Raw genomic sequence first — 19,860 nt, 5'->3', positions numbered from 1 at the left:
TCGGGCGGGCGCGGACTCGCAGAGTCCACGCTACAGCTTACTTCGCCGCCACCGGCTTGGAGCCGGCCTTCTGCTCATCCACAAACTTCACGTTGTCGATGTAATACCGCTCAATCAGCTTCTGGTACGGGTCGACACCAGCCTTCACGGGTTTCTCGTTCACCACAAAATGCAGCGTGGTTTCGGGCTTTGTGAGTTTGATTTTCTTCAGAAACAAGGGCTTGCCGCGCACGTCCCAGGCTTCGCCAGCCGATTTATCGGGCCCGAAAATGCCCAGGTCGATGTAATCGGCCATGGCAATGGATTTTTCATTCCCCAGGCTGTCGGCCCGCAGCTTTTCGGCTTTGATGGTGAGGTTCACGTCGAATTTGCCATCGGGACGCGGGGTGTAGGAGGCCGTTTTCAGCTCGTTTTTATAAAGAGTGATGGTTTCGAACATATCGTGCAGGGCGTATTGGAGCGAGTCGGGCGTGGCCTGGCGCAGGTAAGTCATCAGGTCGGCCGAGTTGGGGTACGGACGGGTCTGATAGCGGTTTTTGGCGAGGAAGGCCCGCAGCGCGCCGTTCAGCTTATCCTCGCCGATGTAATCCTGCAGGGCGTAGAACACCATGCCGCCCTTGTAGTAATGGATGTAGGGCTGCGACTCGCAGAGCATGAGCGGCTGCTCCTTCTTGCGTTCCTGGCGCCGGCCGCGCAGGTAGTTATCCAGCTCACGGCGCATGAACTGCTGCATTTTGGCGGGCGTAAACTCGTGCTTGGCCGTCATGATGGCCGAATATTCGGCCAGCGACTCGATGAGCATGCTGCTCCCCTGCACGTTGGCACCCACCAGCTGGTGGCCCCACCACTGGTGAGCCAGTTCGTGGTTGGTAATGAAAAAGGCCAAATCCGGCTTGGTCGGGTCGCGTAGGTCATCAATAAAGCCGGCGCTTTCCGAAAATGGCACCGTGTTGGGAAAGCTCTGGGCGAAGCCCTTGTAGCGCGGAAACTCCAGCACCCGAATCTGGCGGTACTGGTAGGGCCCGAAAGCGGCCGTGTAATACGGCAGGGCCTTGCGCAGGGCCTCGGCCATGCGGCCCACGTTGTAGCCGTGCTTGGGGTCGTGGTAGATTTCGATGGCTACCGGCGGGCCACCAGCGGGGTTTTGCCAGCTTTCGCGGTGCACCTGGTAGCGCGCCGAAAGCACCGACACCATGGGCATCATGGGCTGGTCCATGCGGTAGCGGAAGTAGCGGCGGCCGTTTTGCAGCCACTCCTTTTGCAGGTAGCCGGGCGTGATGGCCAGCTGGTCGGGGTCGGTGCTAACGGTGGCTTCGTAGCGCACGTAGTCGCCGTCGGGGCCGAAATCGGCCTGGTTGCGGCCGCGGGGGTCGTTCAGGGTCAGGGCCCGGGCTTTGGGCTTCAGGCCGTTGCGTTTGCGCACGTCGTCCTCGCTCAGCTCGCTGCCCGGCTGGTAGCCGATGTGCAGGCCGGGGTCGTTGAGGAAGGTGCCGTTGGCCGTGAGGCGGTCTTCGGGCGAAATGTTGGCCCAGTCGAACACGCCGGTGCCCTTGAGCCGCGACGTGAAGCCCCGGGCCCAATACGCCACGTCGAAGCGCAGGTCGAGCGAGTCGCCGGCGGCCAGCGGCTGTGCCAGCCGGTAGATGCGCACCCCGGCCGCGGGGTCGTCGCGCAGCACCGTAGCCGGCCGGCTCAGGCTCAGCCGATTATTAATGCTGTGGCTGTTGTCGTAGTTGATAAACAGCGTGTCGATAGCCCGGCTTTCCTTGTTGCGCAGGGTGTAGGTACCGGCCATGCGGAAGCCGCGCGGGCTGGCCGTGGGGTACAAGTCGGCGTTCAGACTGATGGCCACAATCTTGGGTTGCGGCAGCTTTTCGTAGCGCTTGTAGGCCCGCTCGGCGTTGGCCTGACGGGCTTCCAGGAATTTGGGCGTGAGGTACTCGTTGAGGATGTTGGCGTTATAAAACACCCAGGCGCCGGCCACAAACAGCAACACCAGCGCGCCGGCCAGCGCCGGCCGCAGCCCGGCCTGCTGCATACGCTGCCCAAATTGCCGCCCCCGCGCCCGCAGGCCGGTGTCGTTGCCGCGCACCCACAGCAGGCCCGTGAGCAGCACCAGCACCAGCGCCCCGGCCAGGTAGTAGGCGTTGATGGCCAGCAGCGGCGCCACCAGGTGCCCGTAGCCGTTCATGTCGGAGTAGGTGTACGGCACGGCCGCCCCAAATTTGAGCAGCGCGTGGTGCAGCCCCAGCGCATCGGCCAGCAGAAACACCACGCCGTAGTACACCATCATCACGGCGTGGCCCACGTACTTGTTGTTGGCCACCGTTTGCACGGTCAGGGCCAGGGTGCAGAGTACGCCCAGGTTGGCCACTTGCAGGGCGAAGTCCTTGAGGTAGTGCAGCGGCTCAACCAGCGCCGGGGCCCGGTAGAGCTGAATGGCCAGCCCCACCCCGTCCATCACCAGCGTGAGCACCACCTGCACCGCCAGCAACGCCAGCAGCTTGCTCAAAAACGGCACCCAGGTCGAAAACGGCAGCGCATCGAACACAAGCTGCAGGCGCGTGTCCCGCTCGCGCCACACCAGCTCGCCGGCGTAAATGGTGATGATAAGCAGCTGAAAGAGGGTATAGTTGTCATTCAGCATCTTCAGAATGAGGTAGGTCACGGGCATCTGAATGCCGCGCGGGTCCTGGTAGGTGTAATAGGCATTGAAGAGCACAAACACCACGCCCAGCAGCGCCAGCACCCGAAACGGCCAAGCCTTCACCACGTTCAGAAACTGAACTTTGGTGAGCTGCCACACCTGCCAGTGCCCCAGCCCGCGGCCAAATTCCTGCGGCGAGCGGCGCAGGCCGCCCGCGCCCACCGCCACGGGTGCGGGTTCGGGAGATGCCTTTTTCACCTTGGTCTTAGCTTGGCCCAGCCGGAAGAAGGCGCAGGCCACCCCCAAAATGAGCAAGCCAATGGCCGTCCACATCAGCCGGCTCTGGACCAGCTCGCCGCCGAAGAAATTCAGCAGGCGCGTGTTGCGCTCGGCAATGGTCCAGTAGTTCGTATCGATGTTTTTGGCGCTGAGCCCGAACGGGTCGAGCTGCGCAAACAGGTGGTCGCTGCTCACCTTATCCGAAAACGTGAGCGATACCTGATACAGCACAAACAGCACAATACCACCCAGATACACTACCAGCGGCGACCGAAACACCAGATAGGCCGCAAAAAAGATGCAGCCCGCGAACAGCGCATTCACCCACGCGCCGAACACCAGCGGCACCAGCAGCGCCAGCGGCATCACCGGCCCCAGCTTCTCGGCGTCCACCCAGGGCATGAGCATACCTAGCAAAGCTCCCACCGAAACCCCGCTGATAATAAACCACATGGCCAGCAAAGACCCCAGAAACCGCCCGCTCAGATAAGCCGGCTTGGTGATGGAAGTGGTGTAAACCAGGCCAGTCATACCATCCTTATCGTCGCGGTAAACGGGCGTGCCCATCACCGCTGCCGTCACAAACATGCCCAAAATGGAGGCAATGAAGTGCAGCTGCGCCAGCGCATCGGGCGAGTTGACATGCACCTTGGCGCTGGCAAAGCCGAAGTCCTCCACCGTCTGGGACAGAAAGCCCGCCAGCGCAAACACACCGAAATACAGGTAGGTGCTGGGCTGCGTGAACCGGTAGCGCAGCTCGAAACGGAATATATGTGCGAACATATTGAATCAGAACTAAATGAACGTCATGCAGAGCGCAGCGAAGCATCTTGCCCGCCACCACTAATCCTGTCGAATGAGTTAGTTGTGGCACGCGAGATGCTTCGCTGCGCTCTGCATGACGTTGTGATTATTAAGCATTAACACCCGTCTTCTCCCGCCGCGCCAGGCGGTGGAAATACACGTCTTCCAGCGTGGCCTCGGCCGGCTGGAACTGCCCGTTTATTGGCTGCTCGCTGAAAACCCGCACAATGGGCTGACCGGCCACCAGCTTCGAGGAAATCACCTCGTACTCGGATTTGAGCTGCGCCAAGGCGGCCTTCTCCGTCTTGGTGCGGTACACTTTGCCCCGGATTTCACCAATCACGTCATTCGGCGAGCCGGTGGCCACCACCTCGCCGCCGGCGATAATGGCCATGTTGGGGCACAGCTCCGTCACGTCTTCCACGATGTGCGTGCTTAGAATAACCACCACGTTTTCACCGATTTCCGATAGTAAGTCTAAGAATCGGTTGCGCTCCGTGGGGTCGAGGCCGGCCGTGGGCTCGTCCACAATGATGAGCTGCGGCGAGCCCAGCAGCGCCACCGCAATGCCAAAGCGCTGCCGCATGCCGCCCGAGTAGCCGCCCACCGCCTTCTTGCGGGCCGCCCACAGGTTGGTTTGCTGCAGCAGGCTTTCCACCGCCAGCTTGCGCTCCCCGGCATCGCGGATGCCCTTGAGACCGGCAAAGTAGTCGAGCAGCACCTCGGCCGAGATGCTGGGGTATAGGCCGAACTCCTGCGGCAGGTAGCCCAGCACCCGGCGCACCCGGTCCTTCTCGGTCAGCACGTTAATGTCGCCGAGCGTGATACTACCGGTATCAGGCTCCTGCAGGGTGGCGATGGTGCGCATGAGGCTACTCTTGCCGGCGCCGTTGGGCCCGAGCAGGCCGAACATGCCGTTGGGAATGGTAAGCGACACGTCGCGCAGAGCGCGCACGCCGTTGGAATAAGTTTTGGAAAGATTCGAAATGCGAAGCTCCATGCGAGTAAACAGTTAAGGTGGCTGGGCAAAAGTCCATCATGGCGTTCCGGATTATATTTGAAAACGTCTCTTTTCCGTCCTCTTTCGTCCCAAATCCAGGAATTTATGCTGCATGCATAACACTTTCGCATTTTTGCCGTATCTTTGCACCAGAAATACCACTAGGTTATCCCGCGCACTATTATGAAAAAGACCACTGCCCTCTCCTTCTCCTCGTTGCTGCTGCTGGGCGGCGTGAGCTACCTGGCTGCCAAACTGGCCGACCTGGACCTGACGTTCTTCTTCGACGGCGACGACGACCACGCGCACTACTGCTAAGCCGGTTTACAGCTTTACCGCTGCTATTCCCACGTTTTTCTGAAAAAGCCCGGCCCTGCGGCCGGGCTTTTTTGCTGGCCAATCGGCCAATGCGGCGGGCCGGCCGGGTTCGGCCCGCTTTTGGAACTTTCGCTTTCCAACGGCGTAACCCGTTGAGCTATTTTTCCACCGGCTGCGGCCCCGCCCGCCAGCCCCAACGCATTCCCTTGGTTTTATGAACCTCGATTCCCACCAAGCTCAGGTGAGCTACATCATTGGCCGCGACCTGGCCCGCAACTTCGCCCAGCAAGGCCTCGACCTGGACGTGGACACGCTGGCCGGCGCCCTCAAGGAAGGCCTGCAGGGCCTCCCCAGCCGCCTCACTCAGGAACAAATGCAGGCCGCCATGCAGCAATTGCAGGAGCAAATGGGCGGCGCCGAAGACGACCAAGACGACAACCAAGACCCCAACGCCATGAACAACAAAGCCGAAGGCGAAGCCTTCCTCGCCGAAAACGCCAAAAAAGATGGCGTTACCACCCTGCCCAGCGGCCTGCAGTACGAGGTAATAACCCAGGGCACGGGCCCCAAGCCCACGCTGCGCTCGTCGGTGACGACCCACTACCACGGCACCCTGATTAACGGCAAGGTGTTCGACAGCAGCTACCAGCGCGGCCAGCCCGCCACCTTCCCCGTCAACGGCGTGATTGCCGGCTGGACCGAAGCCCTGCAGCTCATGCCCGAAGGCTCGAAATATCGCCTCTACATCCCCTCCGACCTGGCCTACGGCAAGCGCGGCGCCGGCCGCGACATCCCCGGCGACACCGCGCTGATTTTCGACGTGGAGCTGCTGAAAGTGAACAACTGAGGGACTGCCGTGGCGGCGCCGGCTTCTTCGGGAGCAAGTGCCGCCACGCGCACCGCGCCGCGCACCTGGACGCGTACCACTACCCTATCGGCGGTTGCCAAACCCATGAAAGACGTTGAAAATCAGCCTCCCGCTGAATCAGCCCCAGCGGCCCCGGAAGAATCTTCCGGGGCCTCTTTGCTGACTACGGCCGCCGCTGAAGAGGCCAACGGCCCGGTTTACCAGCCCGTGGCCGTGCCGGTGGTGCTGCCCGAGCTGCCGGAACTCCCGCCGCTGCACAGCGACGATGGGCGCGCGCAACTCACGGGCACCACGCTCACGGTGCGCGGGCAGGAGTTTCTGCTGCGCGAGCTGGAACGCGTCGAAATCACGCCGGTGAAATGGATTTTATGGTACCTGCTGGGCGGCTTGGGATTGGCCACGGTCATGATTGCCTTTCTGGAAAACTGGCTGCGCACCGGGCCCGCTATGCTGGGCATGGCCCTGACGGCGCTGCTGTTGGCCTACGGGCACCGCGGCACCAACCGCCTGCGCCTGCACCGCTTGGGCCGTGAAGCTCTAAACTTCGCACTGCCCGGCGAAACGCCACCCTGGCAACGCTTCACGGCCGAGGTGAACCGGCGCATTTTTCGGGTGCACGACCACGCCGCCCGCGAGGCCGCCGCCCTGCTCGCCGCGGCTGACGAAGCCACCCAGCAAGCCGCCCGCGACGCGCAGGCCGCCACCGAAACGGAAGATGATGCAAATAATAATTTCTTGACAACCAACTAATCGCACTTTCGGCGGGCATCTTCGTAAGCGCAATCCGGTGGGTTGGCTACTACCTTCGCGCCCCGTAATTCAGCTGGCAGGTAGCCGCTGCAGATACTCGTTTTTCCAATTATGGATTCCAAACATTCGCACACCGCTATTTCGAGCGCTGGGCTTCTCATTGCCCTCGGCATCATCTACGGCGATATTGGTACCTCGCCGCTCTACGTGATGTCGTCCATCCTGAAAAGCGGTACCCGGCCCGATTACATCGACGCGCACCTCGTGCTGGGCGCCATTTCGTGCGTCATCTGGACCCTGACGCTGCAAACTACCGTCAAGTACGTGCTACTCACCCTGAACGCGGACAACAACGGGGAAGGCGGCATTTTCTCGCTCTACGCCCTGGTGCGGCGGCGCGGCGCCTGGCTGTCGGCCGTGGCCATCATCGGCGGTTCGGCCCTGCTGGCCGACGGCGTGATTACGCCGCCCATCTCGGTGTCGTCGGCGGTGGAAGGCCTGAAAAACGTGTTTCCGCAGCTCACGCAGGACATCGTGGTGTACATCGTCATCGGCATCATTGCGGGACTGTTCTTGCTCCAAAGCTTTGGCACTCAGATAGTCGGCAAGGCCTTCGGGCCCATCATGTTCCTGTGGTTCACGATGCTGGGCGTGCTGGGCACCGTCTGGATTCTGCAACATCCCGCCATTCTCAAGGCCATCAATCCCTACTACGCCTACGATTTGCTGGTGCACTACCCCGGCGGATTCTGGCTGCTGGGCTCGGTGTTCCTGTGCACAACGGGGGCCGAGGCGCTGTATTCGGACCTGGGCCACTGCGGCAAGGGCAACATCCGCATTAGCTGGACTTTTGTAAAAACCACGCTGCTGCTGAACTACTTAGGCCAAGGTGCCTGGCTGCTCCAGCACGAAGGCCAGATGCTGAACGGCAAAAACCCGTTCTATGCCCTCATGCCGCAATGGTTCCTGCTCATCGGCATCAGCATTGCCACCATCGCGGCCATCATTGCCTCGCAGGCCCTCATCACGGGCTCGTTCACGCTGGTGGCCGAGGCTATCCGCCTGAATATGTGGCCCAAGGTGAAGCTAAACTACCCTACCGACGTGAAGGGCCAGCTCTTCGTGCCGAGCATGAACCGGCTGCTGCTGCTGGGCTGCATCGGGGTGGTGCTCTACTTCCGCGAATCGACCAACATGGAAGCGGCCTACGGCCTGGCCATTACACTCACCATGCTTATGACCACCATCCTGCTCACCATGTGGCTGAAGATGAAGCGCGTGGCGCTGCCGCTCATCGTGCTGTTTGCGGTGGTGTACGGCCTCATTGAGGGCTCGTTCCTCATCGCCAACATGATTAAATTTCCGCACGGCGGCTGGGTGTCGCTGGCTATCGGCGGCACGCTCATGGGTGTGATGTACGTGTGGCTCAAGGCCTACTACATCAAGCGCCGCCTCACCGAGTTCGTGCGCCTGGAACCCTACGTCGATGCACTCAAGCAGCTCAGCGACGACGATTCGATTCCGAAATACTCCACCCACCTAGTGTTCCTGACCTCGGCCGAGCGCAGTTCCGAGATTGAGCAGAAAATCATCTACTCCATCTTCCAGAAGCGCCCCAAGCGGGCTGATATTTACTGGTTTATCCACGTCGACACCACCGACGAGCCGTACACCATGGAATACAAGGTGACCGAAGTGGCGAAGGACGACGTGTTCCGTATCAATTTCCGGCTGGGCTTCCGGGTGCAGCAGCGCATTAACCTTTACTTCCGCAAGGTGATTGAGGACTTGGTGCGCAACAAGGAAGTGGACATCACCTCGCGCTACGAGTCGCTAAACAAGCAGCACGTCACCGGCGACTTTCGCTTCGTGGTGCTGGAAAAATTCCTCAGCATCGAAAACGATTTCCCCACCATCGAGAAGCTGGTGATGCAGGCCTACTTCTACATCCGCCAGTTCATCGCCTCCGAAGACCAGTATTTCGGCCTGGATACGTCCTCGGTGAAAGTAGAAAAGGTGCCGATGGTGATTGCGCCCGTGCGCGAAGTGGCGCTGAAGCGCATCCGCTAAGCCATTTGTAAGTGCCCAGCAAAAAGGCCCCGTGCAAGCTGCACGGGGCCTTTTTGTTGGACTGATTATGCCGCTGAAAAGCGGTTTGAGTTAACATGTACCGCGAAGCTGTGCTTCGGCTGAACGATACCCAAGCAAAAAACTTTATAAAGGCCTGATGCGAGCTGAAGCACAGCTTCGGGGTACACGCTAACTCAAACCGCTCTAAGCCTTGCCCAGCCACTTGGCCAGCACCTTTTGTTGAGCGGCCGTGGGATTGGCCATCGGCTGAATGGTGTATTTGACGTCGGGGTTAGCCAGCATCTTGATTTTCAGGTCGCGCGTCAGGCCGTCGCGGCGCACCTGCAGGGCCACCTCGTTGCCCACCGAGCCGCTAAGCAGCGACTTCACCGTTTCTTCGCTGGGCGCGGCGCCATTGATGAGCAGGATTTCGTCGTTCACGTTCAGGCCGGTATTCCAGGCGGCGCCATCGCGCAGCACGCTGGTCACCAGCAGCTTGCCGGTTCGATTGGAGAAGGTGGCGCCCAGTGTGCCCGAGGTGGTGAGCGGGGCGCTGGTTAGGCTCAAGCCGGCGTAGCCAAGGGCCGTGGCGAAATCGATGGGCTTGGTGCCGTACACGCTGTTCTGGAAGAACTCGTCGAAGCGCCGGCCGGCCACCGTGGCCACGGCGTCCTGGTATTCCTGGTCGGTGAAGCCGCGGCCGGCTTTCTTGTAATAGGTGTCGTAGAGCAGCCGGAACACGTCGTCGAGGTGCTTCTGGCCCTGGGTGGCCTGGGCAATATTCAGGTCGAGCCAGGTCCCAATCAGGTCACCTTTCGAGTAATAGCTGATTTGGGTGTTGATGGAATTCTCGTTGGGCCGATAATACTTAATCCAGGCATCGAAGCTGGACTCAGCAGCCGACTGCACCTTGTTGCCGGGCGTGTTTTCTACCTCGCCGATGGCGTTGGCCAGCTTGCCCAGGTACTCGGCCTGCGACAGCACCCCGGCCCGCTCCAGAATTTGCTTCGAGTAGTACTCCGTCATGCCTTCGCTTACCCACAGCATGTGGGTGTAGTTTTCCTGGTCGTAGTTGAACGGCCCCAGCGCCATTGGCCGGATGCGCTTCACGTTCCAGAGGTGGAAGTACTCGTGCGCCACCAGGCCCAAGAAGGACTTCATGCCCGCGTCGGTGCCGTAGGTGGTGCGGCCTACCTCCAGCGTGGTCGAGAACAGGTGCTCCAGGCCGCCGCCGCCGCGCTCCAGGTTGTGCACGATGAACACATAGTGGTCGAGCGGGTTCTGGCCCAGCACGCGGTGCGCTTCTTCGCACACCTTTTTCATTTCGGCCACCACTTTGGCGTCATCGGCCTGGTAGGTGCCATACATGGCCACCTGGTGCGGCGTGCCGTTGGCGGTGAATTCCAGCACTTTCTGGTTGCCGATTTCCATCGGCGAGTCGGCCAGCTCGTCGTAGCTGGCGGCTTTGTAGGTGAACTTGGCGCCGCCTGCCGCCGGGCGCAAGGCCGTGCTTACCTGGGCCCAGCCGGCGGCCGGCTGCACCGCCACGGTGCTGCCCAGCATCTTGTTGTCGGCTGGGTACATGAATACGCTGCTGCCGTTGAGGTAGCCGTGGTCGGCATCGACGAACGAGGTACGCACGCTCAGCTCGAAGGCATACACGCGGTAGCTGACCGTAAAATTGGCCTGCTTGGGGTGCTTGATGCGCCAGGTGTTCTTGTTAATTTTCTCAAATGCCAACGCCTGGCCGCCGGCCGTGCGGGCCTGGAAGCCCTCCACGTTCTTGGCGTACTCGCGCACCAGGTAGGAGCCCGGCGCCCACACCGGCAGCTTCACGTCAGTGTATTCGGCCGGGAAGCCGCCGAGGTCCATTTTCACCTCGAAGTAGTGGGTTTGCGGCGCGGGCATGGCCAGCGTGTAGCGCAAGGTGGGTACCGTTGCGGCAGCGCGGGCGCGGGCGGGGACATTGCCCGCCAGCGCAGAGGCCAGCAGGGCAGCGGAAAGGACTAGGTGGGATTTTCTGAACATCGACAGCGTTATGAAATAAATCGAGGCTGCAAAGTACGCCCCGGCGCTCGCCTCCAACCTAGCCGCCGGCCGTTCCGTTAGGAGGCAGTGTGGCGCTTATCCGCGCCGCCGCAACAGTCATATCCTTGTTTATGCGCTTTGTATGGATGGCTTTCGCCGGGCTAATTGCCCTGATGGTACTGGTGCTGCCGCGCCTGAACCACCGCGCGCCCAAGCCTGAAGCCGCCTCTGCTCCCCAAGCCCTTTCGCAGCCCAAACCGGTTTCCTCCTTCGCCAGCCTGCGCGAGCCCCCCCGGCCCGGCCTGGCCGCCCGCGCCGACAGCGTGGTGGCCTTCGGGCTGGCCCAGCGCGGCACGCCCTACGTGTACGCCGGCACCTCGCCCCTCACCGGCTTCGATTGCTCGGGGTTTATCATGTACACGTTCGCGCATTTTGGGGTGGCCGTGCCGCACTCCACGGCCCTACTCATCGACGTGGGCCGGCCCGTGGAGCGCACCGAAGCCCAGCCCGGCGACATCGTGGTATTTACCGGCACGGCCAGCACCAGCACCACGCCGGGCCACGCGGGCATCGTCATTTCGCGCCGGGGTGAGCTGCCCTTGCGGTTCGTGCACGCCTCTTCGGGGCGCCGCGAGCCCTTCGTGAAGGTGAGCCAGGTAGAAGATTCTGACTACGAGCGGCGCTTCCTGCAGGTGAGGCGCGTGCTGGGCGCTGGCGAAGTGGCCACGGCGCGGCCCAAAGACGCCCCCGCCACCCCGCGCAAAACGCCGATTGCGGCGCTGCCGGTGCCCACAGTGCCGGTAGCTACGCCGGCCGTGGTGCTGGCGCCCGCGCTGCCCCAGAAACTGCCCACTAAAAAATACGCCAAGGCTTCGTCCGCCACTTCCAGCAAGCGCGCCGTCGCCAAAAAGCCCTCCGCCCACAAAACGACTACCGCAACCAAAGCCACGGCAAAAAAGGCGCCCGTAAAAAAGAAAGCCACCAAGCCCACCGCCACACCCAAAGCTGCCGCCGCCCGCAAGCGCCCGGCGCGCTAGGCCGCTTCACCCCAAAACCCGAAGGGCCCGAACGCAGCGATGCCCGGCCTGCCTCTGCCGTCCCACTAAAGGGCGACTGGGCAAACCGGGCATCTAATCCTTCAAATCTTACCAAGCGGCGAAACTGGGGTACAGTTCCGGCGTCTTTCAAGATAAGACCTGGCCGAATGTGGGCAGCCTTAGGAGCTGCCCCACGAAGCTGTTGTTAGGCGCGTACTGCGGTGAAGCGTACGACATTCGACAGGCTTGGCAGGATTTGGTTGGGACTACTAGACATTTTGTACCTCCTTTCTTTACGTTCGACATATCCTCCGTTCGCGCGGCCCAGCACCTTAGGGCTGCTTGAGCGGGGTCGTAGCACTCACTACTGAGCGGTAAAGTTAATAGCAGGCCGTAAGGTTCAAAGTTTGAGGGCTAAATTTTCAGGCAAAACGCCTTAAAAGATGCTTGAGGGCTGATTTACAGCACCATTTATTTTAGTAGTTGTCGCTAATCTCTTTTTAATGCGGGCCGTTGCGAAGTTGGCCGTAAACTTGCCTATTGCCGGCCAGACCAGCCTGCTGGCGCCTGTGAAGTTTTTTTGCTTACCTTTTCCCTTCAAACCCACCTAATTGCTCATCTCAACAATGAAAAAAACCCTGCTCCTCCTCGTTGTCCTCGTGCTTGGCATTGCCGGCATGGCTTCGGCCCAGTCCATGTCGCCGCTGGGCATCTGGACGAACGCTGAGAAAAAGGCGACGTTTGAAATCTACAAGTGCGGCGACAAGCTCTGCGGCAAAATCGTGAGTTTGACCGTGCCCAACGACCCCGCCACCGGCAAGCCCAAAACCGACTCGCAAAACCCTGACCCCAAGCTGCGCAGCCGTCCCCGCCTGGGCCTGGTGTTTATGCAGGGCTTCAAGTACGATTCGGACAACAAGTGGGACGATGGCAAAATCTACGACCCCGAAAGCGGCAAAACCTACTCGTGCTACATGAAGATGGAAAGCGCCAACACCATGGAAGTGAAGGGCTACATCGGCTTTTCGCTCATCGGCAAGTCGCAGACCTGGACGCGCGTGAAATAACCGGGCCGGGTGCGCTTCGCTCCTGCTCGCTTCATCAGCAATGGCCGGTTCCCTCGCAGGGGCCGGCCTTTTTTTTGTGGCACGGTATCAGCAAAGGCGGCCTGAAATCGGGCTTGAAATGGGCGCTACCTCTGCCCCTGGCCCAAAACTATTTCTCCGAGCGGGTGTTTCGACACCACTAACTTCCCTTTCCTTGTTCAACTTCCTTCAGAAACTTTTTCGCCCCCATCAGGCGAAGGCTCAGGCGCCCTGGCGCGCCGTGAAGCTGACCCCGGCCCAAGCCCGGCGGCACGCCCGCTGGGTGGAGGAACGGGTGTTTCTGAACTGGCTGCAACCTTACTTCAAGGCCTACCACCTGCGCAAGGGCGGCGCGGCCGGCCGCCGCGGCCTGCGGGTAGAGCTGCTACACGAGCAAGGCCGCCAAGGGGCCCTGCTTTTTTTCGACTCCAGCATCGGCCCGGGCAACTTTCGGCACTTCTTTGAGCACCTCGGCGAGCGGGTGCAGGGCCTGGGCTACCACCGCGCCTGCGCCGACCGCGGCACGCGCCGCCGCGCCGGCCACACCGAAACCCTGCTCAAGCAGCTTTTCAAGCCCAACCCCACCGACTGCCCCAAAACAGGCCATTGCAATCAGCGCTTCGGCCTCGTTACCATCGATTTGGTGGCCATGGACGGCACGCCGCTCTTCATCCGCCTCAGCAGCAACGCCGTGCTCGACGACTGCTTCACGCCGGCCCGGTCGTTTGAAGACTTGCTGAAAAACCTGCTGGACGCCCCGCCCCCCGATGCCACCACCGAGGCCCGCATCCGGGAATACCACGACACTTTCTGAGGCTGGCTACCAGCCCACACAAAAAGGCCGCCAGCAGATATGCTGGCGGCCTTTTTTTTGTGGGCTGAAGTCGCTCTACTCTTTAGCAAAGCGGGCCTGCCCGAACATGTCGCCCTGCTTCCCGACCAAACGCAGTTGGTAGAGCCCAGGGGTTAGCCGTTGGGTGGCAAGTTGTTGCTGGCCGGCGGCTAGAGCCTGGCGCAACACCAGGCGGCCGGTGGCGTCGCGCACTTCGGCGGCCGTGGCGGCAGTGGCCGGCAGTTGCAGCTGGTCGTGGCAGGGGTTGGGGTACACCGCGAGCAGAGCCGGCGCGGCGGCGCGGGCGGCCAGCAGGGTGTTGTCGCGCACCACCGTGCTGGTGCCATTCAACACCCACTGGTCAGGGTCGAGGTCGACACTGCTCACGGTGCCGGCCACCGGGAAGCTATAGTTTTCGAGAATCTGGCCCTGGTGCAGGCGCACCGTGCGGCTGGTGCCGTTCGTAAAATTGAGCCGGTAGTCGATATCCGTATCAAAAAAAGACGGGAAGGGGGATTGACTGCCAATCTCGCGCACCCGCAGCACAAAATTGCTACCGCTCTGATTCCACTTGCCATCGAAAAGTGGAACCCCCGTGCCGCGAAACCACTGCTGAAAGAAGTACCCCAGTGGCCGGCCGGCTTCGGCTTCAAAGATGCGCTGCAAGTTGGCGGTGCGGGCCGTAGAGCCGCCGTACTGCGTCTGGTAGGTGCGCAGGGCGCGGAAGAACTTGGTGTCGTCGTTGAGCAGGTAGCGCAGCATGTGCACCACAGCCGCCCCCTTCTTGTAGGTCAGCGAATAGTCGAAAATACGGCCCACATCGGTGGTATCATCCACGTAAATGGTGCCGCGGCCCCGCAGCGCCCAGAGGTGGGCGTTGTCCATCCAGGGCCGGGCGTCGTTGGGCCGGAAGGCTTGCAGCGACAGGTATTCGCCGTAGGAAGCGAAGCTTTCGTTCAGCCAGATGTCTTCCCAGCTGGCGCAGGTCACGTTGTCGCCAAACCACTGGTGGAACAGCTCGTGCGCGTCCAGGGTGAACTCGAAGCCGTCCTGGGTAGTCATGGTCTGGTGCTCCATGCCGCCGTAGATGGGCGCCATGGTGTGGCCATACTTCTCGTTGGCAAACGGATACAAGCCCACCAGCGCCGAATAATTCTCCAGAAAGAGAGGCGTTTGCACCAGGCCCGGTATCCAGTAATTCAGGTAGCTTTGGTTGTAGAGGTAGCTCACGATGGGCACCGCCGGGCCGCCCGCCGGGTGGGCAGTGGCCACGTACTCCACATAAGGCGCCACCGACACCGAAATCAGGTAATAATCAATGGGATGGCGGGATTTCCACTCGTAGCGCACCTTGTTGCTGGGCAGCGGCACGGTGCGTACCAGCCGGCCGTTTGAGCCCACCTTGTTGGGCAATGTGGTGGTCACCCATACGTCCGACGAGTCGGCTTTGTCGGTGAGCACCTGCTTGCAGGGAAACCACTCGTGGGCCGAAAACGGCTCCGACAAGCTCCAGGTCACGTTGTAGGGAAAAGTCCAGGCGCCGCGGTAGGTGTCGAGATGCACCGAGTCGCGGGTGCTCAGGCCGTTGCCGATGGCGGCCGAATTGCCGCTCGGCGCCGTGCCGTGGTAGTAGATGCGGGCATCGGCGAGCGAGTTGGCCGCCGCGGGCTGGGCCAGTGCGGCCGTGGCATCGAACCCCGCGCGGCGGACGCCGGGCGAGCGGCGCCCGTTCACCACCACCGAATCGATGAGCAGCGTGGCCGCGCCGGCCGGCGCGCCGGCCGGGGCTTTGTAGAGCTCAAAGGCCAGCGAATCGAGCGCCTGCGCGCCCACTCGCAGCCGCATCCACACCGAGCCGGCCACGTTCAACGAGTTGTTTTCCAGGGCCAGGTCCAGCTTGTAGTACTTCACGTCGTAACGGTCCATTTTACGCCGGTGCGCCACCGACGAGGTAGCCGTGCGCTGGGCGGTGCGCACGTGCGCCGCCGCGCAAAGTCGGCCCGCATCAAGGTCGATGGGGCCGGCCGGGCGAACGGCCGGGGCGGGCAGCGGCGCCTGGGCGGCTACCCGGCCGGGCGCGGTGAAAAGGCTGCTGACAACAAGAGCGTAAAAAAGGAAGCGCATAAAGCAAACCGGAATGGCAACAAATTGACGGAAAGGCGGGTTAGCCTACTGGCTGGCCGCCCTCCGAAGGTACGGCGGCCGCGGCTGATGGCAAACGAGAAGTTTCGGCTCGTAGTTGGCTTGGGCAGCAGTATATTTCGGTTTTAAATCAGGATTTTAGGACGCTTACTCCGGTACTCATGCCCTTACGCCTTCGTTTGCCTGGCGCGCTGCGGCCGGTACTGCTGCTGATTGGCTGGCTGCTGCTGGCCGGGCCGGCGCGGGCCACGCACATCGTGGGCGGCGAAATGGAGCTGGTGCACAATTCCGGCGATTCGTACACGCTGCTGCTCAACCTGTATTTCGATGCGGTGAACGGCAGCGCCAGCGCCCTCGACGCCGACCTGACGGCCAGCATTTTTGAGAAGAGCACCAACGCCCGCATGGCCAACGTGGTGCTGCCCCTCACCAGCAACACCTTCGTCAACTATACCAACCCGGCCTGTGCCAAGCCCACGCTGAGCACGCGGAAGTTGGTGTATAGCAAGGTCATCACGCTACCGGCCGGCACCTACAACAGCGCCCAAGGCTACTACGTGGCCGTGGAGCGTTGCTGCCGCAACAACAGCATCAGCAACATTGTGGCGCCCGGCGATGCGGCCCAGACGTTTTACCTGGAGTTTCCGGCCGTGGTGCGACGCGGAGCGGCGTTCTACGATTCGACGCCGCGCATTTTCCCGCCGCTGGCCGACTATGCCTGCCTCAACGAGCTGTTTTACTACGACTTCGGGGGACAGGACGCCGACGGCGATTCCCTGGTCTACGATTTGGTGACGCCGCTCAACGGGCACTCCGACACCAACACGCCCAAGCCCGCCACGGCCCAGCCGGCCCCCTACTCGGCCATCGTCTGGAACGCGGGCCTGAGCACCACAAATCAGATTCCGGGCACGCCCACGCTCAGTATTAACCGCGCCACGGGCCGCCTCACGGTGCGGCCCACCAGTCAGGGCTTGTTCGTGTTCGGGGTGCGCTGCTCGGAGTATCGGCGGGGCGAAAAAATCGGCGAAGCCCGCCGCGACTTCCAGCTGATGGCCCTGACCTGCCCCACCAACACCAAGCCCCGGATTGTGCTGCAACCGACGGCCACGGGCGCGGGCGTGTACCGGCCGGGGCGCGACACCCTGCGCTTCGTGCCCGGCGGCAACCGCTGCGTGCGCCTGCGCTTCACCGACCCTGACCCCAACTCGCGCCTCACCCTGACGCTGAGCCCGGTGAATTTTTCGGGCCTGCTGCCCAATTTCACCACCGCCGTTACCGGAGCCGTGCGCAGCCCCGGCGCGCCCGATACCCTCACGGCCACGCTCTGCTTTCCGGAGTGCCTCAACTCGCGGGGGCGGGTGTTTTTGTTGGATGTGGTGGTGGGCGACGATGGCTGCAGCCTGCCCAAGCGCGACACCGTGCGCGTGGCGTTTACGGCCGTGCCCCCGCCCAACTCGCCCCCGCAGCTCATCACCACGGCCGGGCCCACGCTGCCGCTGCGCGCGCGCATCGGCGACCTGATAAGCTTCGACGTAACCGGCACCGACCCCGACAACGACCCAATTCAGCTGGAAATGACCGGCCAGGGCTTCAACCCCACGAGCCTGGGCGCCACGCTCTCGCAGGGCACCACCGCCAACCAGCAGCGGGGCCGCTTCACCTGGCGCGTCGATTGCCGGGCTGTGGGGCCCGATTCGGTGTTCAACTTTCAGTTTGCGGCGGCCACTTCGCCGTGCTCCGAGCGCCAGGCTGCCACGGTGAGCGTGCCAATAATTGTGCGCTACGCCAACCGGGCTCCGACCCTGACTTCCGACCTGCCGTCCACCAGGCCCGGGGCCGATATGCCGGAAGTAAAGCTTCCTCTGGGCCAAACTTTTACCGCTACATTTCAGGGCGTCGACCCCGACCGCGACGGGCTGACGCTCATCGCCACCGGCACCTCGCCCGATGGCAAAGAAGGCTTCGACCTGAGCAGTGCGGGCATGCGGTTCGCGGCCCAGAACGGCACGGGCGTGGCCACCGGCACGTTTCGCTGGGACGTGAACTGCGCCGCCGTCAACCTGCACCGCGACCTCGTGGTGGCCTTCCAGCTCATTGATGCCACCTGCCGGCCGCTGCCACAGGTGCAGCGCGTGCGCCTGCGCGTGGCGAGCCCCGATACGGTGGCCGTGAAGCTCTACAACGTCATCACCCCCAACCGCGACGGGCAGAACGACGAGTTCCGCCTGCCCGAGCTGCCGCCCAATTTCTGCGACTCGCAGTTTGCCAACATCCGCATTTTCTCGCGCTGGGGCCAGCAGGTTTTCGAGTCGAATGACCGGGATTTCCGCTGGCCGGGCAATGGCAGCGGCGGCATGTTCTATTACTTCATCACCTACACCGACGGCCGCCGCTTTCGGGGCTGGCTGGAGGTGGTGCTGTAGTTGGGGTGAGGGCTTGGGTGGTGGCGCGAATCCAGCGCAAAACAGAACGTCAGGCTGAGCGCCGCCGAAGCATCTCTACCACGCAACTAATTCCGACGACTGAATTGATTACTGCTGCGATAGACATGCTTCGGCAGCGCTCAGCCTGACGGGCTTTGGGTTTGATTCTCGCAACGCAAAGCCTTAATATAAAAACAAGAACACCGCAAACAGCACCACCCACAGCACGTCGATGAAGTGCCAGTAGGTGCCCAGCAGGCGCAGCTGGCGCCGGTAGTAAGGGTTGCGGATGAAGACGAGGGTACGCACAGCATCGCGCTCGTTGTGGATGACCCGCAACAGGAAAGCCAGTAGAAACAGCATGCCGCCCAGCAAATGGGCCACGTGCAGCGCCGAAATCAGGTAGATGAACTGGCCGCTGCTTTGGCTGCCGGGGCCGTTGAAGGGCGTGCCGTGCGTCATCAGCTCGCGCCAGCCCAGTACCTGCAAGCCGGCAAATACGCAGCCCAGCAGCAGGGTGGCCCCCAGGCAGCGGGCCAGGCTCGCCAGGTCGTCCTGGCCGTAGAGGCGGGGCGCCTGGGCCATGGTATAGCTGCTGAGCACTAACACAATGGTGCTGAGCGAGAAATAACGCGGCAATGAGTGCAGCCCCGTAGGCACGCCGCTCCGCAACCGGGCGGCTACGTAGGCCACTATCAGAATGAAAAACATGACCGTGATAGCCAGCAGCGCCAAGTAGAGCACCATCGCCAGGGGCGGCAGGCGCTCGATGCGGGCAAACGGCGACGGGCGCCGCCGTGCACCGACTTGGTTATCAGGGTTGTTTTCAGCTTTCATTGGGTACTAGGGGATGTAGTACCAAAACTAACCGGGCGGAAATTAGTTGCAAAAAGCCCGAATTTCCCCCTCCCCTGGCGGCCTTATTTGAAGAACGAGCCAATCTTGCCCAGCACGGCGTTAAGCGTGATTTTGGGCGTGCGCTGCACCCCAAATGTGACGTAGGTTTTGCCACCCACGCGCAGGTCGAGCACCCAACCCAGTTGCCGGGCTAGGTCGTTGATTTGCTGGAGTGGGTCGGGGCCCGGCGCCTTGGGGGCTTTGGGAGCGCCGGGCACCTTGGGCGGGCCGGCGGTGAGCTCGTCGAGCACCTGCTGGCTGGGAATGTTCAGGATGAGGTAAGTGCCGGCAGCCGCCAGCTGCAGCGGGTGGCCATTCCAGGTGATGACCAGCTGGGCATCGATTTCGAGGGTACTAGGCACCGGCGTCGGGGCGGGAAGCCGGGAGTTGAGGGGCGGCCGGGGCGGCGGTCTGGTCGCCGCGCGTGCGGATGCGGACCGAGCCGTTGAGCTTCCAGGTGGCGGCGGGGGCGCTGGGGTTCTGGGCGTTGGGCACTTGCAGCTCGACCTGGTCGAAGGCGCAGCTCAGCTCGACGCCGCCCGAAAGTTTGTTGAGCAGGGAGGCCGCGATGTCGGCGAAATTGGAAGAAGAATCAGCCATGATGGGGTGGAATGCGTGAAAAGTGGAACCGACGCCGGACGAAAGCCGCGCGCCGGAGGGCCGCAAAGTACGGCCTG

15 protein-coding genes are annotated in these 19,860 nt (G+C 62.2%); 8 read left to right on the top strand and 7 right to left on the bottom strand.

Translation table 11 applies throughout. The features are described 5' to 3' along the window. Positions 1 to 37 precede the first annotated feature (37 nt). Together Q5H92_RS05070 and Q5H92_RS05065 are read right to left on the bottom strand one after the other, a co-directional pair. Positions 38 to 3,709, bottom strand: coding sequence for an ABC transporter permease/M1 family aminopeptidase (locus Q5H92_RS05070; protein WP_305010410.1), 3,672 nt, complete (start codon positions 3,707 to 3,709; stop codon positions 38 to 40). Between the two features lie 130 nt (positions 3,710 to 3,839). After that, positions 3,840 to 4,730, bottom strand: coding sequence for an ABC transporter ATP-binding protein (locus Q5H92_RS05065; protein ID WP_305010409.1), 891 nt, complete (start codon positions 4,728 to 4,730; stop codon positions 3,840 to 3,842). Between the two features lie 183 nt (positions 4,731 to 4,913). Here Q5H92_RS05065 and Q5H92_RS05060 point away from each other — a divergent pair, with 183 nt between their 5' ends. The 4 genes from Q5H92_RS05060 (at position 4,914) to Q5H92_RS05045 (ending at position 8,736) form a co-directional block, all read left to right on the top strand. Further along, on the top strand, positions 4,914 to 5,048 hold the full coding sequence (locus tag Q5H92_RS05060; RefSeq protein ID WP_305010408.1) for a hypothetical protein: 135 nt from the start codon (positions 4,914 to 4,916) through the stop codon (positions 5,046 to 5,048). Positions 5,049 to 5,262: 214 nt separating this feature from the next. Next, positions 5,263 to 5,895: a BamJ family beta-barrel-assembly machinery protein gene (gene bamJ / locus Q5H92_RS05055; RefSeq protein ID WP_305010407.1), complete on the top strand. Its 633-nt coding sequence runs from the start codon at positions 5,263 to 5,265 to the stop codon at positions 5,893 to 5,895. Positions 5,896 to 6,072: 177 nt separating this feature from the next. Further along, entirely contained in the window at positions 6,073 to 6,666 is a 594-nt protein-coding gene (locus Q5H92_RS05050) for a hypothetical protein (RefSeq protein ID WP_305010406.1), read from the top strand. A gap of 111 nt (positions 6,667 to 6,777) precedes the next feature. After that, positions 6,778 to 8,736, top strand: coding sequence for a KUP/HAK/KT family potassium transporter (locus Q5H92_RS05045; protein ID WP_305010405.1), 1,959 nt, complete (start codon positions 6,778 to 6,780; stop codon positions 8,734 to 8,736). 204 nt (positions 8,737 to 8,940) lie between these two features. On the opposite strand, the gene Q5H92_RS05040 is transcribed toward Q5H92_RS05045, so the two are convergent. Continuing rightward, complete coding sequence (locus Q5H92_RS05040) at positions 8,941 to 10,764, bottom strand: M61 family metallopeptidase (RefSeq protein ID WP_305010404.1); 1,824 nt, start codon at positions 10,762 to 10,764, stop codon at positions 8,941 to 8,943. Between the two features lie 131 nt (positions 10,765 to 10,895). On the opposite strand from Q5H92_RS05040, the gene Q5H92_RS05035 reads away from it, so the two are divergent. The 3 genes from Q5H92_RS05035 to Q5H92_RS05025 all read left to right on the top strand — a co-directional run bounded on the left by Q5H92_RS05035 (position 10,896) and on the right by Q5H92_RS05025 (position 13,700). Continuing rightward, positions 10,896 to 11,801, top strand: coding sequence for a C40 family peptidase (locus Q5H92_RS05035; protein ID WP_305010403.1), 906 nt, complete (start codon positions 10,896 to 10,898; stop codon positions 11,799 to 11,801). A gap of 626 nt (positions 11,802 to 12,427) precedes the next feature. Beyond that, on the top strand, positions 12,428 to 12,868 hold the full coding sequence (locus Q5H92_RS05030) for a DUF2147 domain-containing protein (RefSeq protein ID WP_305010402.1): 441 nt from the start codon (positions 12,428 to 12,430) through the stop codon (positions 12,866 to 12,868). Positions 12,869 to 13,061: 193 nt separating this feature from the next. Further along, positions 13,062 to 13,700, top strand: a complete 639-nt coding sequence (locus tag Q5H92_RS05025; protein ID WP_305010401.1) for a hypothetical protein — start codon at positions 13,062 to 13,064, stop codon at positions 13,698 to 13,700. A gap of 75 nt (positions 13,701 to 13,775) precedes the next feature. On the opposite strand, the gene Q5H92_RS05020 is transcribed toward Q5H92_RS05025, so the two are convergent. Continuing rightward, complete coding sequence (locus tag Q5H92_RS05020) at positions 13,776 to 15,842, bottom strand: M1 family aminopeptidase (protein ID WP_305010400.1); 2,067 nt, start codon at positions 15,840 to 15,842, stop codon at positions 13,776 to 13,778. Between the two features lie 179 nt (positions 15,843 to 16,021). Here Q5H92_RS05020 and Q5H92_RS05015 point away from each other — a divergent pair, with 179 nt between their 5' ends. Further along, positions 16,022 to 18,286, top strand: a complete 2,265-nt coding sequence (locus tag Q5H92_RS05015) for a T9SS type B sorting domain-containing protein (RefSeq protein WP_305010399.1) — start codon at positions 16,022 to 16,024, stop codon at positions 18,284 to 18,286. A gap of 183 nt (positions 18,287 to 18,469) precedes the next feature. On the opposite strand, the gene Q5H92_RS05010 is transcribed toward Q5H92_RS05015, so the two are convergent. The 3 genes from Q5H92_RS05010 to Q5H92_RS05000 form a co-directional block, all read right to left on the bottom strand. Further along, a complete protein-coding gene (locus Q5H92_RS05010; RefSeq protein ID WP_305010398.1) occupies positions 18,470 to 19,123 on the bottom strand; it encodes a cytochrome c oxidase subunit 3 in 654 nt (217 codons plus the stop codon). Between the two features lie 83 nt (positions 19,124 to 19,206). Continuing rightward, positions 19,207 to 19,545 (bottom strand): hypothetical protein, encoded by a 339-nt coding sequence (locus tag Q5H92_RS05005; protein ID WP_305010397.1) that lies wholly within the window; start codon positions 19,543 to 19,545, stop codon positions 19,207 to 19,209. Then, complete coding sequence (locus Q5H92_RS05000; RefSeq protein WP_305010396.1) at positions 19,538 to 19,783, bottom strand: hypothetical protein; 246 nt, start codon at positions 19,781 to 19,783, stop codon at positions 19,538 to 19,540. Before Q5H92_RS05000 ends, Q5H92_RS05005 begins: the two co-directional genes overlap by 8 nt. Positions 19,784 to 19,860 lie beyond the last annotated feature (77 nt).

This window comes from Hymenobacter mellowenesis (assembly GCF_030581005.1).
GTDB lineage: Bacteria > Bacteroidota > Bacteroidia > Cytophagales > Hymenobacteraceae > Hymenobacter > Hymenobacter mellowenesis.
Note: the sequence above shows the minus strand (reverse complement) of the source record. Positions and strands in the feature narration are given on the sequence as shown.